Source organism: Fibrobacter sp. (assembly GCF_045112255.1).
In the GTDB taxonomy this organism is placed as follows: Bacteria; Fibrobacterota; Fibrobacteria; order Fibrobacterales; family Fibrobacteraceae; genus Fibrobacter.
This window is the reverse complement of the sequence record NZ_JBGUHR010000114.1, coordinates 1-18,334: the sequence shown is the minus strand read 5'-3', so window position 1 is coordinate 18,334 and position 18,334 is coordinate 1. Positions and strand designations below refer to the sequence as shown.

The following is an 18,334-nucleotide window of genomic DNA, read 5'->3' as shown; positions in this document are numbered from 1 at the left end:
GCGCGGATTGCGATCTATTAACATCACCGTTTCTGGTGCTGTATGCAATATACAATTATAGTTTGAGAAAAACAAGTGCTGTTTTTTTGTGAAATGGCGAATGAATTTGTGAAGTTGCTTGCGCTTGTTGTTTGACTTTTGTATGTTATGCCATATGAAGTTTAAGCTCGTTTTGAAAATTGCTTTACCTATTTTGCTTGTTTTGGTTGCAGGAACGCTGTTCTTTCTGTACTATAGCAATCGCATTCCTGAAAATGCTTTGGTGTATTATCGCATTAAAGATCACAAAGGCGAAATTTCTGTATGGCGAGCCTCTAACTGCGAGATAAATGGGGATGAATTTCACTGCCATGCGGAGTTGTGTCCTGACGATATATATAAAGGTAATCCGCGTTATCCGCTTTTGCGGAAATATAGACCGGACACAAATACGTATCAAGATACTGCTTACATAAATCTAAATTTTGGCCTGTTTAAGAAAACGAGTTATATCCCTCGTCCTATATATGCGGAATTTGACACTGCTTATTTTAGAAAACAATTTGCTTCGGTAAAGAGAACATTCCCTTGTTCGCATTCAAAAACATACTCGTCTCCTTACGAGTTAACTGCCATTGATTTACCTAGTGGCGTTACTTTCTATGAACCGGGAAAGAAAAAAGACTCCACAAAAATTGCAAATCCAGAAGAAAAAAGCGAACGCAAGGATTCTTTAAGCTTGAATCTCAAAACGGTGTCGACAATACATTCTGTTTCTATTTCTTGTCCTGTGATGCGTTCGTTTCCGCACTATACATGTTATTGCGGCAATTATCCAACTTATTGTGGAAATTCTAAATACACGAACATGCCAGCACCTCCAGAATCTCATTTTTATGCAATGGACGTTTTGTCTTTGAAGGATAGCTCTTTTACTTGGAAATTGGTTTACAAGACTCCGTACAGCGAAGTCGATACGCTGGAGGTTACAACGACGGTCAAGAGAGAGTGATGTGTTGGATTACTGAGCTAGCTCATGTTCAATAAGTCTTGTTTCAATCTTGGTTTTAAAAGCATCGCGACACCTTGCTCATTAAATGCGCAAGGGAGATGTTTGGTGTGTCGCCCGCGTTGATCCTCCGCATTTTCTATGGTCACAAATTGTGACCATAAAGATCTCTTTACGTTCTGATATTCATCCGAGGACAGTTGAAACAGATCTGGGGAACGTTCAGGATTTCTTTTCACTGCTTGATTCAGCGCCTTTATTTCTATACCATACATTTCTGCAATATCACGGTCAAGCAAAAAACGTCAAGAAATCTCCGATTTATGGAAAGTTCTGCATATGCCTATATACCCCTTGACAGTTTGTATCCGATTAGATACATTTAGGGTGTATGATTACGATAAATCAGACTCCTACATTTAAGAAATGGATGAGTAAATTACGGGATATTCGGGCTAAAGCTCGGATACTCTTTCGTTTGACTCAAGTCGAAGGAGGTAATTTCGGGGATTACAAATCCGTCGGTGATGGGGTATCAGAAATGCGGATTGATTATGGACCTGGTTATAGACTATATTTTGCGAGAAATGGAGAATCAATCGTTATTCTTCTTATTGGTGGTGATAAATCAACGCAGGATCGTGATATAGAAAAGGCTAAAGCAATTTGGCGAGGAATGCAAAATGAAAAAAAATGAAACTACAGTTTTAGATATTGCCGAATACCTCGACAGCGAAGAAATCGTCGCCGAATATTTGAATATGGTCAGCGAATCTGATGATCCTGCGCTGTTTCTACGTGCCATTGGACACATCGCTAGAAGCAAGGGCATGTCGCAGATTGCCGAAAAAACAGGCCTTGGTAGGGAAAGCCTTTATAAGGCTTTAGACGAAAAAGCCCATCCGCGTTTTGAAACCATTTTCAAAGTATTGAACGCTATGGGTATCCAGATGACTCTCGTCCCTAAAATGAAGTTTAGGAAACGCTCTAAACAAACGGGACTTTGCGTCGCGGAGAAAAGAGCGCGGTATAAGGCGTAAGGCATTCAACATACTATTAAGCATCTCTTTACTATATTATTTATCTGTAAATCAAGGAGTGAACAGTGATGAAAAATAAGAATGACAATGTATTAGAAAGTTCTCAAAATCACGAAACGAAGACTACCGTTCGCTCTGATAGCCCCAAAGCTTATTTTGAATATGAAAATCCTAAAAACTCACCTAAATCGGATGAAGACTTATTAAGCGATATAACACGTGTTTCCAAAGTAGTGGGAGGAATTGCCTTAACTCAGAAAACGTATTCAATAAATGGTTTATATGATGTTTCTACAAATACAAGACGATTTGGAAGTTGGAACAACGCTTTGGAAAAAGCGGGATTAAAATCTGGAAATATCATTAATTACACAGATGAAGAATTATTTGAAAATATATTGAATATCTGGCAATTCAAGGGAAAACAGCCTGTTAGAAAAGATTTAGCATTTCCGCCATCTAAAATATCTCAATCTCCATATAACCGAAGATTCCATTCTTGGATAACTGCAATAAAAGAATTTGTAAAGTATGCAAATGATAAAAATATTGAGGTTAACAAAAATGACAGTGTTGATCGTGTGAATATGAAATGTCTTGGAAGGGATCCTTCTCTTCGTTTGCGTTATCAAGTACTAAAAAGAGATAATTAGCAAACTTTATGTTCCAAATGCAATTTGGGAAAAAGTAATCAAGCGGACTAAATACTCAATAAATTCTTTTGAAGCAAATTATAATCGTAACTTTAAATATGAGGTTTTAGGGGCTAAGCCCCTAGGCGAAGGGGGGGGGGAGCAACGCCGTGCGACTCAGGGGAAGGCTTTCCCCTCCTTTTTGTATGGATTGCTTCGCTTTGCTCGCAATGACGTTTTTAGTGCAAAAATTGCTCACATTCCCTAACCACTACCACTAGCCACTCTTATAGTCTTTTTCTACTTGGCACACTTCGTGTGCATTTAGCGCGGCTCGGTTATGTCAAACCAAGCAAGCTTGGTTGCCGCAACGCTCGCCTTTAGCTAAATTTCCGCGCACCGCCAGATGTCGTATTTCTGGGGAACCGGGCGAGAACCGCCCATAAAAAGGATTATTTATGTCACAAATCGAATTGACCTTCCCCGATGGCTCCGTACGTTCCGTAGCATCGGGCACCACCGGCCTCGAAATCGCAAAGAGCATTTCTGAAGGCCTCGCACGCAAGGCTCTTGGCGTTAAACTCGGCGAAAAGGTATTGGACCTCACCCGTCCGCTCACCGAAAGCGGTTCCATCCGCATCATCACACCGAGCAACGACGATCCGGATGCATTGATGCTCCTCCGCCACAGCTGTAGCCACGTGCTCGCCGAAGCTATCTGCGACTTGTTTCCGGGCACAAAGCTCGCTTACGGTCCGGCTATTGACAAGGGTTTCTACTACGATTTGATGACACCGACTCCGCTCAAGGAAGAAGACTTCCCGAAGATCGAAAAGCGGATGAAGGAAATCATCAAGGAAGACCGTCCGTTCACTCGTTGCGAAGTTTCTGCCGAAGAAGGTCTCGCTCGCACGGAAGGCGACAAGTACAAGCACGATAACGCTGAACGTGCTCTCGCTCGTGAAGGTTCGGATGGCAAGTTGAGTTTCTATGTAACGGGCGAACCGGGCAAGAACTGGGAAGACCTCTGTGCCGGTCCTCACGTGCCTTCTACGGGCAAGCTCAAGGCTTTCAAGGTGCTCTCGATTTCCGGTGCTTACTGGCACGGCGACCAGAAGAGCGACCAGCTCACTCGTGTTTACGGAACCTGCTTTGCAGACAAGGAAGGTCTCGAAACTTACGTGAAGTTGCTCGAAGAAGCCGCCAAGCGCGACCACCGCAAGATCGGCAAGGAAATGGACCTCTACCACATCGAAGACCATTCTCCTGGCATGGTGTTCTGGCACCCGAAGGGCACCAAGATGGTGAACGCCCTCAAGGATTACATCCGTGGCAAGATCGACCATCGTGGCTACCTCGAAGTGATCACTCCGGAAATTGTGAACAAGGTTCTTTGGCTCAAGTCCGGACACGCTGACAAGTACAACGAAAACATGTTCAAGACGATGGCTGGCGATGTCGAAATGGCTGTGAAGCCGATGAACTGCCCGTGCCACATTTTGATTTTCAATTCTCAGCTCCGCAGCTGGCGTGACCTTCCGATGCGCCTTGCCGAATTTGGTAAGTGCCACCGTTACGAACCTGCCGGTACGATGCACGGCCTTATGCGTGTGCGTGGCTTTGTGCAGGACGACGCTCATATCTTCTGCACCGAAGACCAGATTGCAAGCGAAGTGGCTGACTTCTGCCACTTGGTCAAGGAAATCTACCACGACTTCGGATTCGACGATGTGAAGGTGAAGTTCTCTACCCGCCCGGCAAAGCGCGTGGGTTCTGACGAAATCTGGGACAAGGCTGAAGCCGCTCTCGCCGAAGCTACGAAGCTCGCTGGTCTTGACTACGTGCTCAACCCGGGTGAAGGTGCCTTCTATGGCCCGAAGCTCGAATTCACGCTGAAGGATTCCCTCGGTCGTGATTGGCAGTGCGGTACGATTCAGGTGGACTTCAACTTGCCGCAGCGCCTCGGTGCCGAATATGTCGGTAAGGACAACCAGAAGCACATTCCGGTGATGTTGCACCGTGCTGCTGTCGGTTCCATCGAACGCTTCCTCGGCATCTTGATCGAAGAATTCATGGGCGACTTCCCGCTGTGGCTTGCTCCGGTGCAGGCTCGCGTACTCCCGATTTCTGAAAAGTTCGTGGACTACGCCAAGAAGGTACAGGATGAACTCGTGGCTGCCGGCGTACGTACTGAAATCGACGAATCCAACGAAAAGTTGGGTTACAAGATCCGCCAGTGCGAACTCCAGAAGGTTCCGTACCTCCTCATCGTAGGCGAGAAGGAAGCTGCTGAAGGTCTCGTTTCTGTCCGTAAGCGTAAGGATGGCGACAAGGGCCAGATGAGCGTCCAGGCATTCATCGACATGACCGCAGACGACAGAAAAGTAGTTCGCTAATTTAACAGTCGAATGTAGTTCGCAGACGTAGGCTTCCTTTGAGCCTACGTTTTTTGTCAACTTTTTGCATCTATGCCATATATATCGTAAAAAATGCATTTTACTCCTTGAGAGTACTGTGAAATTATTATAACTTGAATGATATCTTCTCTTTGCTGGGTAACTTATGCAAGAAGTCCATTTGGTTGAAATTTATATTGCCGATATGTTGGGTCTCTTTTTGATTCTTGGTGCTATTTGGAGTGGCGCTTGGAAACTGCAAAAGAAAAATAAAGAGGATCGGCTGCTTCTCGGAATCATGTTGCTTATTGTTTGCGCGTGCGTTGCTGATGCCGCATCCTTTGCTGTGGATAATCATCCTGGTGAATTGTTTAGGGCGCTCAGCTATGTCTCGAATTTTGTTTTGTTCTTTGCGAATTTAGTGATCGGCCCGCTTTGGGTGATGCTTGTCTCCCGTCATATTTATGGAAATGTGTCGCGCTTCCAGTGCATCCTCATGACAACCATTTCCGGTCTTGTTTTTGCTTTGTTGATCGCCAATTTCTTCTATCCTGTTGTTTTTAGGATTAGCGAGGCTAACGTGTATTCTCGCGGTCCTTTGTTTATGGTGAATAACTTGATGGAAGTTGCTTTCATGATAGATGGCGTCATTATTTACTTGATTGGTCGAGCACGTAGCGGTGGTGTCAAATTTTTCCCGGTATTGCAATTTGTGTGGCCTATATTCATTTGTGTATGCTTGCAAAACTTTTTCTATGGAATATCGACAGTGTGGGTTGGTATTGCCGTTGGCTTTACAAGCCTTATGCTTGCGTTGCAAAATGAAAACATCTTTATCGATAAATTAACTAGACTGTTTAATCGCTATTATTTGGACCGTATTTCGGGAACCTTGAAGCGCAGTAACAAAATTGCAATGATGATGATAGATATGAATGGCTTTAAGAGCATCAACGATAATTTAGGCCATTCCCAGGGTGATGATGCTTTGTTCACGATGGCTGAAATTTTGCGTGAAACATTGGAATCGCACGGCACTGCGGTTCGCTATGCTGGTGACGAATTTGTTGTTGTTATAAATACGGACAATGAACAGGTTGCGGCTTCTTATCGCGATAAAATCAAGCAAAAGATGACGGACTTCAACAAGAAACGCATCAAGAAATACAAGATTTCGGCTTCGATTGGCGTGGGAATCTTTGATTTGAAACAGAATGGCCTTGATGAAATTCTGGAAATCATCGATAAGCGCATGTATGATGACAAAAAGGCGTATTACGAAGCAAGCGCAAATGATCGCCGCCGTAGCCGATAAAAAATGCCGGGTGCTTGAACCCGGCGAAAACTTAGCGGATTTTATTCTTCCTTAACGAACATGTCCTTGCCGACGCCGCAAATGGGGCATGTCCAATCGTCTGGAAGGTCTTCAAAAGCTGTGCCCGGCGTAATGCCGTTGTCCGGATCGCCTACAGCGGGGTCATAGATGTAGCCACAGGCTTCGCACTTGTATTTTGCCATAAAATTCTCCTTGCTTAATTGTGCTTTTTTTAAACTATATAAATAAATGTCGGAAAGTCAGTTTTTTATATTTTTTTTGTGATTGAAACGATCCGTGTTTATATTGCCGATATTTCTGCGTTGAAAGAAACGTCCGTTTTTGAGCGTTTTTTGGGGCAAGTTCCCGAATATCGCCAAAAAAAGGCAATGTCGTTTAAGTTCCCTAAAGGCAAAATGCAGTCGCTTGGCGTTGGGCTTTTGCTCCAGAAGGCATGTCGCGATGCAGGGCTTCTCGGCGCTGACGATCGTATTGCATATGGCGAAAATGGCAAGCCATATTTGGTGGATTTCCCGGAAGTACATTTTAACTTGTCGCATTCGGGCGAGCGCGTGATGTGCGTGATCTCGCCATTCGAAGTCGGCTGTGATGTTGAAATGATCAAGGGCGACCGGGGCAAGCTTGCCGAGCGTTTTTTCAAGCCCGAGGAATCTGCGTGGATCAAACATTTCGAAACGCTCGAAGCGCAGTCCGAGGCGTTTTACAGGCTGTGGACGCTCAAGGAATGTTATATGAAAGTGACGGGCTGCGGCTTGTCGCTTATGCCGGATATGTTTGCATTGCACGTGGACGAGAATGAAAATGTTTCGCTGTTTCACGATGGCAATCGCCCGGAATATTCATTCCAGGAGATCGATTTGCACGACGGCTACCGCTACGCGTATTGCATCAAGAATGAATGCAAAAATGCACCGCACGAAGTAGAGTGCGTAGATTTGCAGTAGCTGCTAACTGCCTACTGTCTACTTCCAACTTCCTACTCTAATGTAATCCACGAGCATTTCGTTCGGGAACTGCGAATCGTCCACTTCAAAGCCGGGCCAGTTGCCTGCCACGGCGACGTTCAGCAAGAAGAAAAACGGCTTGTGGAATTCTTCAGTGTCGCCCGTGTTGTCTTCGATTAAAATTTCGTGGTACATGAAATCATCGACGAACATGCGGATGTACTTTTCATCCCACGTGAATTTGTACGTGTGAAACTGCGTGATGTCGAGTTCATATTTTTTGTCGCGGTAGTTGCCGGTGTTGTTGCCGTAGGTGGCGTATTCAGCGCCGTTTGCCCAGTGGTTTGTACCGTAGATTTTGTTTTCGCTGTTGACGGCTTCGATGATGTCAATTTCGCCGCAGGCGGGCCATCCGACCGTGTCGAAGTTTTCTCCGAGCATCCAGAATGCAGGCCAGATTCCCTTGCCGGTCGGGAGTGCGATGCGCGCTTCTACGGTGCCGTACTTGAAAGCAAACTTGCCTTTGGTGAGCATGCGTGCGGAGGTGTACTTTTGCCCTTCGTAATTTTCTTTCTGGGCGCGGATATGCAAGACGCCGTCCTTGACGTAGGCGTTCTCTTTGCGATCAGTGTAGTATTCCCATTCGTTGTTGCCCCAGCCGCTTGCGCCTGTGCCGATGTCGAAAGTCCATTTGGTAGGGTCGATATCGTCGCCGTCGAATTCGTCGTTCCAGAGGTACGGTGAACTGCTGGAAGATTCCGGATCAAGCCCGGATTGACGTGAGGAACTGCTGCTGGATGGATCCCCTCCGCTTCGCTCCGAGGATGACGAAATCGTAGAAAGAGTCGAGGATGATGAAGAACTCGTCAAGGCGGGCGACGATCCGCCTTCTATGCTGCTAGAAGATTGAACTGCCAAACTGCTTGAGGAATTCTGAGAGTTACTGGATTCTTTGTGGCTATCGCCACTCAGAATGACGGACGAGGAGGATGAACTCGCGGCAATTTCAGAGCTGCTCGAATCGAGAATGGGTGGCTCGCAGATTTTGTCCCCAGAGCATGCTGCCAACCAAACCATTGATACGGCACACCCAATTGCGGCAATGCCCGAACGGATATTTTTGAACTCACAAACCATAAAACCAAACCATCCTTTGTTGTTAATTACTTTGCGTCCGGATCTTCCGGGTGAACACGGGCTATTACGCCGACTGTTGCTCGCGTTGCCTTGATCAAGTCCGCTGGCGCCACTTTCAACTGCAGACCGCGTTCGCCAGCGCTCACGTAAATGTACGGGAACTGCATTGCTGTCTCGTGAATGAAAATCGGAAAGTTCTTTTTGAGTCCGAGCGGGCTGCAGCCGCCACGAATATAGCCTGTCAGTGGGGTTAAATCCTTGAGCGGAACGGTATCGATTTTCTTGTTGCCGCTCACCTTGGCGGCTCCCTTCAGGTCAACTTCGAGATTACCTGGCACTACGCAAATCAGGTATCCGATTTTATCTCCGTGTACGAGAATTGTCTTGAAAACCTGGTTGATGTCTTCGCCGAGGCTGTCGGCCACGTGCTGTGCTCCAAGATCGTTTTCATCAACCTTGTACGGGATGAGTTCGTATGAAATTTTTTGTCTGTCCAAAATACGTGCAGCGTTTGTCTTCTTTATTTCCATATAAACCTCTATAGCGGGTCTTGAACTCTTGAATATTCCATTTTCAAATATAAATCTTTAGCGGGACCAGTTGCAATAGACCAAAGTGAATGCTAAATTAAAAAGTATGGTTGTATGGTGTTTCGGTGGAGAAGGAGTATTCTATGGAATTGATGAAGATTGATTATGACCTCTTCAAGAAGATCTTGAAGGAAATTCCGTCGAATATTTTTTTCAAGGATACTGAATGCCGTTACGTTTTTTCAACACATTATTGGCGGCATTTGCAAGGTGCAGACGATCCTTCATGGGACATTGCTGGCAAGACAGATCTGGAAATTCGCAAGGATAAAGAGAATGCAAAACTCGCGATGGAACAGGATCGTGAAATTATTCGTACTGGCAAGGGTACGAGTTATGTTATCGAAATCAATCAAGATGGCGTGACTGAATATTTGGAGCTTATCAAGAATCCTGTTCGCGATGATGATGGTAATATCATTGGCATTGTCGGCCTTATCAACAATGTCACAGAAAAGGTTCTACTTGAAAAGAAACTTGAAAAGTATGCCCATACTGATATGCTCACGGGTTTATACAACCGAAATTATTTTGAGGAATGGATTGTAAATCCCATTAAGCCGGAAATGTGCCCGATGTGCTTGATTTCTGCGGATTGCGATGGTCTAAAGCAAGCAAACGATACGTATGGACACGTTATCGGTGATGAGCTGATTCGCTTGACTGCGTCGCTATTCCGCGTGGCGCTTCCTGAAAATGCGGTGATGTTCCGAGTGGGCGGGGACGAGTTTTTCCTTGTGCTCCCGAATACGACGCAAGAAGAGTGCAAAAAATATATTGATAACATGAATGAAATGTCACGGGCTTTGCTTTTGAAGGGTAAGCCTATTTGCGTTTCGTTCGGTTCTTGCGAAATCCCGTCGCCATCACTCAGCTTTATGCAGGCTATGGAAACTGCGGACAAACGAATGTATATGGAAAAGAGTATAAAGTACTCAGAGTCGAATGAATAAATTTTTCGGTTTAATATAATTCATGAATAGAAAATACAAGGCTGTTTTATTTGGTAACGGCACGATGGGTGAACGCCATCGCAAGTTCTTTGAATATTCCGGCGTACAGTTTTTAAAGATTTTTGACTTGGAAGATTTAGATAGCGCTGGGAATCTGCGCACATCGCTTGCTGATGAATTTGTTTCAAATAAAAAGATTGATTTTGCCGTGATTGCGTCTCCGGCTACAACGCATTACCAGTATGCGAAACTTTGTTTGGAACATGGGGTCTCCGTATTTGTAGAAAAACCGCTAGCCACGTCTGGTGATCAAGCGCAAGAACTGGTGGATTTGGCAATCCGAAATAATGTGATTTTATTTGTAGCGCAGTCGGAATGCTTTAATTCGGTATTCTTGAATTTCCGCAAACATTTTATGGCGGAACTTGGCGCTGTTGAAAATGCCGCGCGCAGTTTTCGAGATGCGGCTCGTATGAGGGAATGTGCGAATTCTTCGTTCCGTCTGGAATTCCGTCGCGAACACAAGTATTCGGCGCGATGCCGCGATGTGAACGTGGCGTTGGATTTGCTTGTGCATGACTTGAGCCTTTGCCTTTCGATGTTTTGCTATGATGACTTGAAAGTGGAGCAGTTCACGATTTCAAAAAACGATGACCGTGCGCAAATGCAAATAAGCATTGTAAAGGGCGCGCATGCAGGCGCTGAACTCAACTTTATTGTAGACCGCAATAGCGATATCGATGTGCGGACAATCTCTGTGGAATTTGCAAAAGCCGAAGGCTCACCGGCGAGCGATTACTCGGTGAGTCTTGCTCCGCATAACGAGAATGGCGAGGTCGTTCACATTTCGGATTCGCTTGAAAACGAGCACAAGTTCTTTCTGAAGCTGATGGCGGGCGCCTGTTCTGAATGGGGTAGGCGAGCCGCGCAAAGCGCCGCGAACGCCGTCAAGCTCGCAACTATTCAATAAAAAAAGTCCGCGACATTCATCGCGGACTCTCTTATAATAACTTTCTAACCTGCGTCTACTTTCGTCTTTCGTCTGTAGGACCGCAGGCCGATCTTTCGTCTAGTCTTACAGCTTAATGCTGCACGGCTTGGCGTTCCAGATTTCTTCGGCGTACTGCTTGATCGTACGGTCAGAACTGAACTTGCCCATACGAGCGACGTTGAGGATTGCCATTTCTGCCCAGTGCTTCTTGTCCTGGTAAGCATCGGCAACCTTCTTCTGCATATCCACATAGCTGCGGAAGTCTGCGCAGAGCATGTACGGGTCATGCGACAAGAGCTTTTCTGCAATGTGCTTGAAGGTTTCCGGATGATCCGGGCTGAAGAAGCCAGAAGCGATGAGGTCAATCACGCGGCGGAGATCGTCGTCCTTTTCGTAGAAGTCGCGAGGACGGTAACCCTTAGCGAGGAGGTCCGTCACTTCTTCAACGGTGAGACCGAAGATGAAGATGTTGTCGTCACCGACTTCTTCCTTCATTTCGACGTTAGCGCCGTCGAGCGTACCAATCGTGAGTGCGCCGTTCAAAGCAAACTTCATGTTACCCGTACCCGAAGCTTCGGTACCGGCGGTAGAAATCTGTTCGGAAAGGTCTGCAGCCGGGATGATCTTTTCGGCGAAGGACACGCGGTAGTTCTCGAGGAACACCATCTTGAGTTTGCCCTTGCAATCCGGATCAGCGTCAATGATAGAAGCCACTGCGTTGGCAAGACGGATAATCTGCTTGGCCATCCAGTAACCCGGAGCGGACTTACCACCAATCATGATGGTGCGCGGCATGATTTCCTTGCCGTCCTTCACTTGGATGTAAAGGTGAATGGCATGGAGGATGTTCAAGAGCTGGCGCTTGTATTCGTGAATACGCTTGACCTGCACGTCGAAGAACGTGTTCGTGTCAACATCGACATTCTGCGTTGCCTTGAGGTACTTGGCGAGGCGTTCCTTGTTCTGCTTCTTGACCGCCATGAAGTCCTTCTGGAATTGGGCGTCCTTGGCGAACTTTTCGAGCTTCTTCAAATCGTCCAAATCCTTGACCCAGGATTCGCCAATCTTAGAAGTGATGAGTTCGGACATAGCCGGGTTAGCCTTGCGGACCCAGCGACGCGGCGTCACGCCGTTCGTCTTGTTGTTGAACTTTTCAGGCCACAGTTCGTAGAAGTCCTTGAAGAGCGTCGTCTTGAGGAGGTCGGAGTGGAGAGCTGCCACGCCGTTCACAGCAAACGAACCCACGATGGAGAGGTATGCCATGCGGACCATCTTGCAGCCGCCTTCTTCGATAAGGCTCATGCGGGCGAGACGAGCGTTGTCGCCAGGCCACTTCATGGAAACCATGCGGAGGAAGCGAGCGTTGATTTCGTAAATGATCTGGAGGTGACGCGGCAAGAGCTTTTCGAACAAGCTTACCGGCCACTTTTCAAGAGCTTCCGGCATGAGCGTGTGGTTCGTATAAGCGAACGTGTGCGTTACGATGTCCCAAGCTTCGTCCCATTCGAGGTTTTCGATGTCGAGGAGGATGCGCATCATTTCGGCGATGGAGATTGCCGGGTGCGTATCGTTCAACTGGATGGCGACCTTTTCCGGGAAGAGCTTCCAGTCGTTGTTGTGGAGCTTCTTGAAGCGCTTGATGATGTCCTGCAAAGAAGCAGAGCAGAGGAAGTACTGCTGCTTGAGGCGCAGTTCCTTACCGTTCATGGAAGCGTCGTTCGGGTACAAGACCTTGGAAATCGTTTCGGAAAGTTCCATGTCCTGCACAGCGGCGATGTAGTCACCGTTGTTGAAGTAGCTAAGGCCGAAGTCGTCGGCGGACTTGGCACTCCAGAGGCGGAGGTTGTTCACAGTGTTGTTCTTGTAACCCGGGATCGGCGTATCGTACGGGAGGGCCATCACGTAGTCCTTCGTTTCCCAACGGTTGCGGAGACGGCCGTTTTCGTCCATCCAGCTGACCACGTAGCCGTAGAACGGCACCTTGATAGCGTTAGCCGGGCGGGCGATTTCCCATGGGTTCGGGAGGCGCAGCCAGTTATCCGGCTGTTCTTCCTGTTCGCCGTTCACGATCTTCTGGCTGAACATACCGTATTCGTAACGGATGCCCATACCGGTTGCCGGGAGTTCGAGCGTAGCCATGGAGTCGAGGAAGCAAGCTGCCAAGCGGCCGAGACCGCCGTTGCCGAGACCTGCGTCCACTTCCTGTTCGCGGAGTTCTTCGAGCGTCATGCCGATTTCGTCAAGAGCTTCCGTCACGGCGCTTTCGACGTCGAGGTTCAACACGGAGTTGCCGAGCGTACGGCCAATCAAAAATTCGAGAGAGAGGTAATAGACGCGCTTGACGTCTTTTTCGTAATAGGTGTTCTGCGTCTTGATCCAACGGTCAACAAGACGGTCACGCACGGCGTAAGCCACAGCGAGGAACTTTTCGTGGTCCGTCACCGTGTAGTTGCTGCGGGCGAGCGTGTGGTGGATGTGGTCGGTAAATGCCTTGCGGAAAGCTTCCGCATCGGTACCGAGCACGGTAATATCACTTGCATTCTTGGTTTTAGCCATAAATCTAACCTGCCTGGTGTTGATTATTCAATCCAAGGAAAGTTTAGAAATTTTTACGAGATTTGCAATACGTTAATTCTGTAAACCACTGTTGTAAGCCTTTTCAGGAAGTGTAATTTTTTAACAAGAAAAACAGCCCGCCTCTTGCGCGAGCTGCCGTTGCTATTTTCCGTGCATTCCCGGGGTGTTGCGGAACGTTCCGATTGCGTCGCCGCGCATCTCGTTATTGCGGGGAAAGCGCTTGATTACAATTGTCCGGGGAGTACTAGCTTTTCTTTATGCGGAAAATTTGCTTCGTACTTCTCGAATTCTTCGGGCATTTGTTCGGTCACGAAGTAGCCCTCGGGGTCTTTGTACGAACCGGTCACTCCGTTCAAGAACCCTTCGTCGAGTTCCTTGCACAAGAAGTATGGCGCGTCGCTGTTCGGGTCGTCGGCGTAGCGGATACCTTTGGTGTAAGCGGGGACGAAACCGCTCTTGCCGTAGAATCCGATGTTTCCAACGATGAGCAGGCAACCTGCGCCCATCTTGCGGGCGAGTTCCATGGAATAGTCGAGGAGCGCCTTACCGTATCCTTGTCGCTTGTAGTCGGGGTGGATGCTGATGGGCCCGAAGGTCATCATGCGGATTTTGCGTCCGTCGTCGACATCGATTTTCGACCACGCGTACATTACGTGTCCGATAATTTGTCCGTCAACTTCCATGACGAGCGAGAGTTCCGGGATAAAGCCTGGGTCGTTCCTGTAATGGTGGAGGACAAAATGCTCCACGCAACCGGGACGGTAAACGTTCCAGAATGCTTCTCGGGTGAGATTTTCGACGATTTTAAAGTCGCGCGGTTGTTCCGTGCGGATATTGTATTTTTTCATTGTTTATCTCCAAAATTTTTGTGTGAATCGGCACAATCACCTTGGAAGACCGCCTTGAAAACATTCGTCTTCCAAGGCACTAAACAATGAACCAATATTTACTAGATAACATCCAGCCTCTGATAAAAGTGATGATCTAAATATACATAGTTTTGCCGTGTTTAGGAAATTTTTACGAGGAAATTTTGGGGAATAATCTAAATTTCAATGTTAGTATATAAGGATTTTTGAAAATGAAAAATATTTCCGCTAAGTATGTTGTGAGTGCCCTTTTTGTCGGGCTTTGCATGTTTGCCGGTTGCGGTGACGATACGTCTAGCACGATCCCCCTTGCTCCGAATATGGGGGCTGTTTCATCGTCTAGTGCCGATCAGCCGCAAAGTCAGCCTGGCGATACCCAGTCTTCTTCGAGCGAAAATATTTTGAACCCCGTTTCCAGTTCCTCGGTTGCAGATTCTGGCGCTCCGGCAAGTTCGTCGGATGCCAATTCTTCTACGGTGACTTCTTCAAGTGATGGCGCCATTCCGCCAGGCACGGAATTCTATACTTTTGAAACGACTCCGGGCACACTTGCGTTGGCTCCGGATGCTGATGGCTTCTACGATGCTGGTGATATCTACAAGGCTGTGCCTAAGACGAGTAAGATTGCGTTTGTGCTTCGCCATTCCAAGCGTTCCAAGAACAATACGGGTAAGAATTCCCCGTTGACTCCGATCGGTATCCAGATGGCCCAGACTCTCGGAACGAAGCTTGCTGGCGACGAAGCTTTCTATTATGCTTCGACGGACTTTGTGCGCACTCGTGCAACGGCCGAGAATATTGCTACTGGCCGTGGCGAAACGGATGTGGAAGTGGTTACTTGGGACGAAGGCATTTATGGCAGCTACTTCCTGACAGTTCCTTCGGATACACTGGATGCGCTTGTTTCTAAGCGTGGTGGAAACCCGAGATATATCGCCCAGTATGCTTATGGTGTTCCGTACACGAACGAAATTGTTGCTGCGACCATTCCTGCTTATTTCCACGACTTCTTCCAGCGCGGAAACCAGTTTGTGAACGAAGTCGTTGTGGCGAACATGCCGAACTGGAAGCGTGTTAGCGTCCTTATTAGCCATGACATGCTGGTGGCTCCGCTTATCATTCTCGTTTCCAAGAGAACGATTGACTTGAAAATTTACGAAGAGACCAATCATTGGGTCAATTACCTTTCGGGTATTGCCGTAATCGTTGACGAGGCTGGAGTTGTGACGGCGCTCCCGGTTCGCGGTGATGAAGTGGGCTGGATGCGTCCGAGAGACGAAGTCAACGAAGGTGTCTAATGAAAGTCGCTCTTCTTGGTTCAACAGGACTTGTCGGGAAGAGCGTCGCTCAGTTGCTTTCCCGTTTAGATGACGTGGAATCTGCTTATTGCCCGGTGCGTTCGGTCCCAGACTTGAATGCGCTGGGCATTTTTAATGGCGTATCGAAGTTCAATTTTGAGGCGGTGGATTTTGATGCTCTTTTGAGTGCAAGGCCCGAAGAGCAATGGGCGTCTAGCGTTTGCAATAACTTGACCGGTTGCGACGCTGTGATTTGCTGCCTGGGGACGACGCTCAAGCAGGCGGGGAGTAAGCCCGCCCAGGAAAAAGTCGATTTGCGTTTGCCGCTCACGCTTGCGGCACTTGCAAAGCGTCAGGGCGTCAAACATTTTCTGTGCGTTAGCGCGATGGGGGCAAATCCGCATTCGCCGTTCTTCTATAACCGCCTGAAGGGACAACTCGAAGAAGGTCTTACGATGATGGGTTTCGATAGCCTTACGTTCGTGCGTCCATCGCTCCTCCTCGGGAAGCACAAGGACAAGCGCTTTGGCGAAGAGCTGATGCAAAAGCTTTTCGGGGCGCACCCGGAATGGGTTCCGGCGCATTTCCGCCCGGTGCATGCAGAAACCGTTGCCGCGCATCTTGTGGCGAACTTGCTCAAGCCTCCCGTAGACCATGTTTGCGCAACCGATGGTGTAAAAGGCAAGCGCATTGTCTATAACCGCCAACTTCGCGAATTATAGTTCGTCATTCCGACGACCAAGAGGCGGAGGAATCCAGTCAAGCCTTGTTTTTACGGACATCTTCTATTTATAGAAGAAAATTTTTAACTTTTAGAAAAACATTTCGGAGGTCTTATGACGATTGTCGTCTTTATCCTTTATCTGCTGATGATGCTTGGCATCGGAGCGTATTTCTCTCGCAAGGCGAACAGCCTGAACGCCTATTACCTCGGTAACCGCGGCATGAACAAGTGGGTGGTCGCCATGTCCGCCCAGGCGTCTGACATGAGCGGCTGGATGCTGATGGGCCTCCCGGGCGCCGTGTTCGTGAGCGGTTTTTCCGAAGCTTGGATCGGTATCGGCCTTGTAATCGGTACGTACTTCAACTGGAAAATCGTCGGTCGCAGGCTCCGCAAGTACAGCCATTTCTGCGGCGACTCGATTACACTCCCGGACTTTTTCTCGAACCGTTTCCGCGACAATAAGGGCATCATCCGCGTGATAGCCTCGATTTTCATTCTCGCGTTCTTCCTGTTCTACACGGTCTCTGGCTTTGTCGCTTGCGCAAAGCTTTTCAGCACGATTTTCGGCATGAGCTACACGACGGGCCTTATCCTCGGTGCTGTCGTGGTGGTGAGCTACACGTTCATGGGCGGCTTCTTTGCGGTGTGCTGGACGGACTTTATCCAGGCTTCGATGATGCTTATCGCAGTCCTCGTGATTCCTGTGATGATCATGAGCGGCTCGGGCGGTTTTGCTTCGACGATGGATGCTGTGAACGCCCAGAATCCGTACTTGATGAGCCTTTTCACGAACGCAACGACGGGTAAGTCCATTGGCCTTATTGCGCTCATTTCTAGCCTCTCGTGGGGTCTTGGCTACTTTGGCATGCCGCACATCCTCGTGCGCTTCATGTCCATCAAGAACGCCGAAGAAATCAAGGATTCTCGCCGTATCGCCATGACTTGGGTGATTATCTGCCTTGCCGCAGTCGTGATGATTGCTCTCCTTGGACGCTATTACGTGACGGCTCACGGCATCACCGTTGATGACCCAGAACGCATTTTCATGATTCTCTGCCAGGCTCTTTGCCATCCGGCAATTGCCGCCATCCTCATGGCCGCCATTCTCGCTGCCATTATGAGTACCTCCGACTCCCAGCTCCTCGTGTCTGCATCCGCTTTCAGTAACGACCTTTACAAGCACCTCTTCCGCAAGAACGCAAGCAACAAGGAAGTGATGTGGGTGAGCCGTGGCGTGGTCGTGGTGATTACGCTTATCGCAGTGCTTGTCGCTATGCAGGGCGCTCCGAGTGCCGACGGCGTGAAGCATGGCAAGAGCTTCCTTGACGTGGTGATGAGCCTCGTGAGCTTTGCCTGGGGCGGTTTCGGTGCAACGTTTGGTCCGATCATGTTGCTCGCTCTCTTCTGGAAGCGCACGACTCTCGCTGGCGCCGTCAGCGGTATGCTCGTGGGCGGCCTTACGACGTTTATCTGGAAATTCTACCTCTCTGGCTTCTCCGCCGAAATCTTCCAGATTTACGAACTTGTGCCGGGCTTTATCCTTTCCTTCGTGACGATCGTCGTCGTGAGCCTCTTGACCAAGGAACCTTCTGCAGAAATCCAGCTGGAATTCGATAGGGTTGAAAGCACTCGTCTGAGCGATATGAAATTGTAATTATTGAGTTGATTATGAGTTTGAGCCCCGCTTTTGCGGGGCTTTTTCGTATCTCAAAAAAAACATTTTTTTTCACCTTATACCCTTTACAATTGGAATTTTTATTTCTATAATTGGGTCACCCTCGCGGGAATAGCTCAGTTGGTAGAGCACGACCTTGCCAAGGTCGGGGTCGAGGGTCCGAGTCCCTTTTCCCGCTCTAAAA

The 18,334-nt window shown here is 48.0% G+C and carries 18 protein-coding genes and 1 tRNA gene; 13 read left to right on the top strand and 6 right to left on the bottom strand.

Annotated elements, in window-relative coordinates:
- Nucleotides 1–154: 154 nt before the first annotated feature.
- Nucleotides 155–991, top strand: a complete 837-nt coding sequence (locus ACJMM9_RS14205; protein WP_405328306.1) for a hypothetical protein — start codon at nt 155–157, stop codon at nt 989–991.
- A gap of 17 nt (nt 992–1,008) precedes the next feature.
- On the opposite strand, the gene ACJMM9_RS14200 is transcribed toward ACJMM9_RS14205, so the two are convergent.
- Nucleotides 1,009–1,287 carry an ORF6N domain-containing protein gene (locus tag ACJMM9_RS14200; RefSeq protein WP_405328303.1) on the bottom strand — a complete coding sequence of 93 codons (279 nt, stop codon included), beginning with the start codon at nt 1,285–1,287 and terminating at the stop codon, nt 1,009–1,011.
- Nucleotides 1,288–1,379: 92 nt separating this feature from the next.
- Here ACJMM9_RS14200 and ACJMM9_RS14195 point away from each other — a divergent pair, with 92 nt between their 5' ends.
- The 5 genes from ACJMM9_RS14195 to ACJMM9_RS14175 all read left to right on the top strand — a co-directional run bounded on the left by ACJMM9_RS14195 (nt 1,380) and on the right by ACJMM9_RS14175 (nt 6,371).
- Nucleotides 1,380–1,685, top strand: a complete 306-nt coding sequence (locus ACJMM9_RS14195) for a type II toxin-antitoxin system RelE/ParE family toxin (protein ID WP_405328300.1) — start codon at nt 1,380–1,382, stop codon at nt 1,683–1,685.
- A complete protein-coding gene (locus ACJMM9_RS14190) occupies nt 1,672–2,028 on the top strand; it encodes an addiction module antidote protein (RefSeq protein WP_405328298.1) in 357 nt (118 codons plus the stop codon). Before ACJMM9_RS14195 ends, ACJMM9_RS14190 begins: the two co-directional genes overlap by 14 nt.
- A 68-nt stretch (nt 2,029–2,096) precedes the next feature.
- A complete protein-coding gene (locus ACJMM9_RS14185; RefSeq protein WP_405328295.1) occupies nt 2,097–2,681 on the top strand; it encodes a homing endonuclease associated repeat-containing protein in 585 nt (194 codons plus the stop codon).
- Between the two features lie 437 nt (nt 2,682–3,118).
- Nucleotides 3,119–5,056 (top strand): threonine--tRNA ligase, encoded by a 1,938-nt coding sequence (gene thrS, locus ACJMM9_RS14180; protein WP_073423449.1) that lies wholly within the window; start codon nt 3,119–3,121, stop codon nt 5,054–5,056.
- A 166-nt stretch (nt 5,057–5,222) separates the two neighbouring features.
- Nucleotides 5,223–6,371, top strand: a complete 1,149-nt coding sequence (locus tag ACJMM9_RS14175) for a GGDEF domain-containing protein (protein ID WP_405328293.1) — start codon at nt 5,223–5,225, stop codon at nt 6,369–6,371.
- A gap of 41 nt (nt 6,372–6,412) precedes the next feature.
- Here the strand turns inward: ACJMM9_RS14175 and rd are convergent, their stop codons facing one another.
- Nucleotides 6,413–6,574, bottom strand: a complete 162-nt coding sequence (gene rd, locus ACJMM9_RS14170) for a rubredoxin (RefSeq protein WP_405328290.1) — start codon at nt 6,572–6,574, stop codon at nt 6,413–6,415.
- Between the two features lie 186 nt (nt 6,575–6,760).
- On the opposite strand from rd, the gene ACJMM9_RS14165 reads away from it, so the two are divergent.
- Nucleotides 6,761–7,336, top strand: coding sequence for a 4'-phosphopantetheinyl transferase family protein (locus ACJMM9_RS14165; RefSeq protein ID WP_405328287.1), 576 nt, complete (start codon nt 6,761–6,763; stop codon nt 7,334–7,336).
- An 18-nt stretch (nt 7,337–7,354) separates the two neighbouring features.
- Here the strand turns inward: ACJMM9_RS14165 and ACJMM9_RS14160 are convergent, their stop codons facing one another.
- Nucleotides 7,355–8,413, bottom strand: coding sequence for a glycoside hydrolase family 16 protein (locus tag ACJMM9_RS14160; protein ID WP_405328284.1), 1,059 nt, complete (start codon nt 8,411–8,413; stop codon nt 7,355–7,357).
- An 86-nt stretch (nt 8,414–8,499) separates the two neighbouring features.
- Nucleotides 8,500–9,003, bottom strand: coding sequence for a Cys-tRNA(Pro) deacylase (gene ybaK / locus ACJMM9_RS14155; protein ID WP_088640483.1), 504 nt, complete (start codon nt 9,001–9,003; stop codon nt 8,500–8,502).
- Between the two features lie 143 nt (nt 9,004–9,146).
- Here ybaK and ACJMM9_RS14150 point away from each other — a divergent pair, with 143 nt between their 5' ends.
- Entirely contained in the window at nt 9,147–10,016 is an 870-nt protein-coding gene (locus tag ACJMM9_RS14150; protein WP_405328281.1) for a diguanylate cyclase, read from the top strand.
- Between the two features lie 22 nt (nt 10,017–10,038).
- Nucleotides 10,039–10,986 (top strand): Gfo/Idh/MocA family protein, encoded by a 948-nt coding sequence (locus tag ACJMM9_RS14145; protein WP_405328278.1) that lies wholly within the window; start codon nt 10,039–10,041, stop codon nt 10,984–10,986.
- A gap of 105 nt (nt 10,987–11,091) precedes the next feature.
- On the opposite strand, the gene ACJMM9_RS14140 is transcribed toward ACJMM9_RS14145, so the two are convergent.
- Entirely contained in the window at nt 11,092–13,563 is a 2,472-nt protein-coding gene (locus tag ACJMM9_RS14140; RefSeq protein ID WP_405328275.1) for a glycogen/starch/alpha-glucan phosphorylase, read from the bottom strand.
- Between the two features lie 245 nt (nt 13,564–13,808).
- A complete protein-coding gene (locus ACJMM9_RS14135; protein ID WP_405328272.1) occupies nt 13,809–14,432 on the bottom strand; it encodes a GNAT family N-acetyltransferase in 624 nt (207 codons plus the stop codon).
- A 233-nt stretch (nt 14,433–14,665) separates the two neighbouring features.
- On the opposite strand from ACJMM9_RS14135, the gene ACJMM9_RS14130 reads away from it, so the two are divergent.
- From ACJMM9_RS14130 to ACJMM9_RS14115, 4 genes are all read left to right on the top strand, one after another.
- Nucleotides 14,666–15,751, top strand: a complete 1,086-nt coding sequence (locus tag ACJMM9_RS14130) for a histidine phosphatase family protein (protein ID WP_405328269.1) — start codon at nt 14,666–14,668, stop codon at nt 15,749–15,751.
- The gene (locus ACJMM9_RS14125; protein ID WP_405328266.1) at nt 15,751–16,473 is read left to right on the top strand and encodes an NAD(P)H-binding protein; all 723 of its coding nucleotides are present in this window, start codon (nt 15,751–15,753) and stop codon (nt 16,471–16,473) included. The genes ACJMM9_RS14130 and ACJMM9_RS14125 overlap by 1 nt, the downstream gene beginning before the upstream one ends.
- Before the next feature lie 114 nt (nt 16,474–16,587).
- Nucleotides 16,588–18,129, top strand: coding sequence for a sodium/proline symporter PutP (gene putP, locus ACJMM9_RS14120; protein WP_405328263.1), 1,542 nt, complete (start codon nt 16,588–16,590; stop codon nt 18,127–18,129).
- A 126-nt stretch (nt 18,130–18,255) separates the two neighbouring features.
- Nucleotides 18,256–18,328 (top strand) — tRNA-Gly (locus ACJMM9_RS14115).
- Nucleotides 18,329–18,334: the final 6 nt, after the last annotated feature.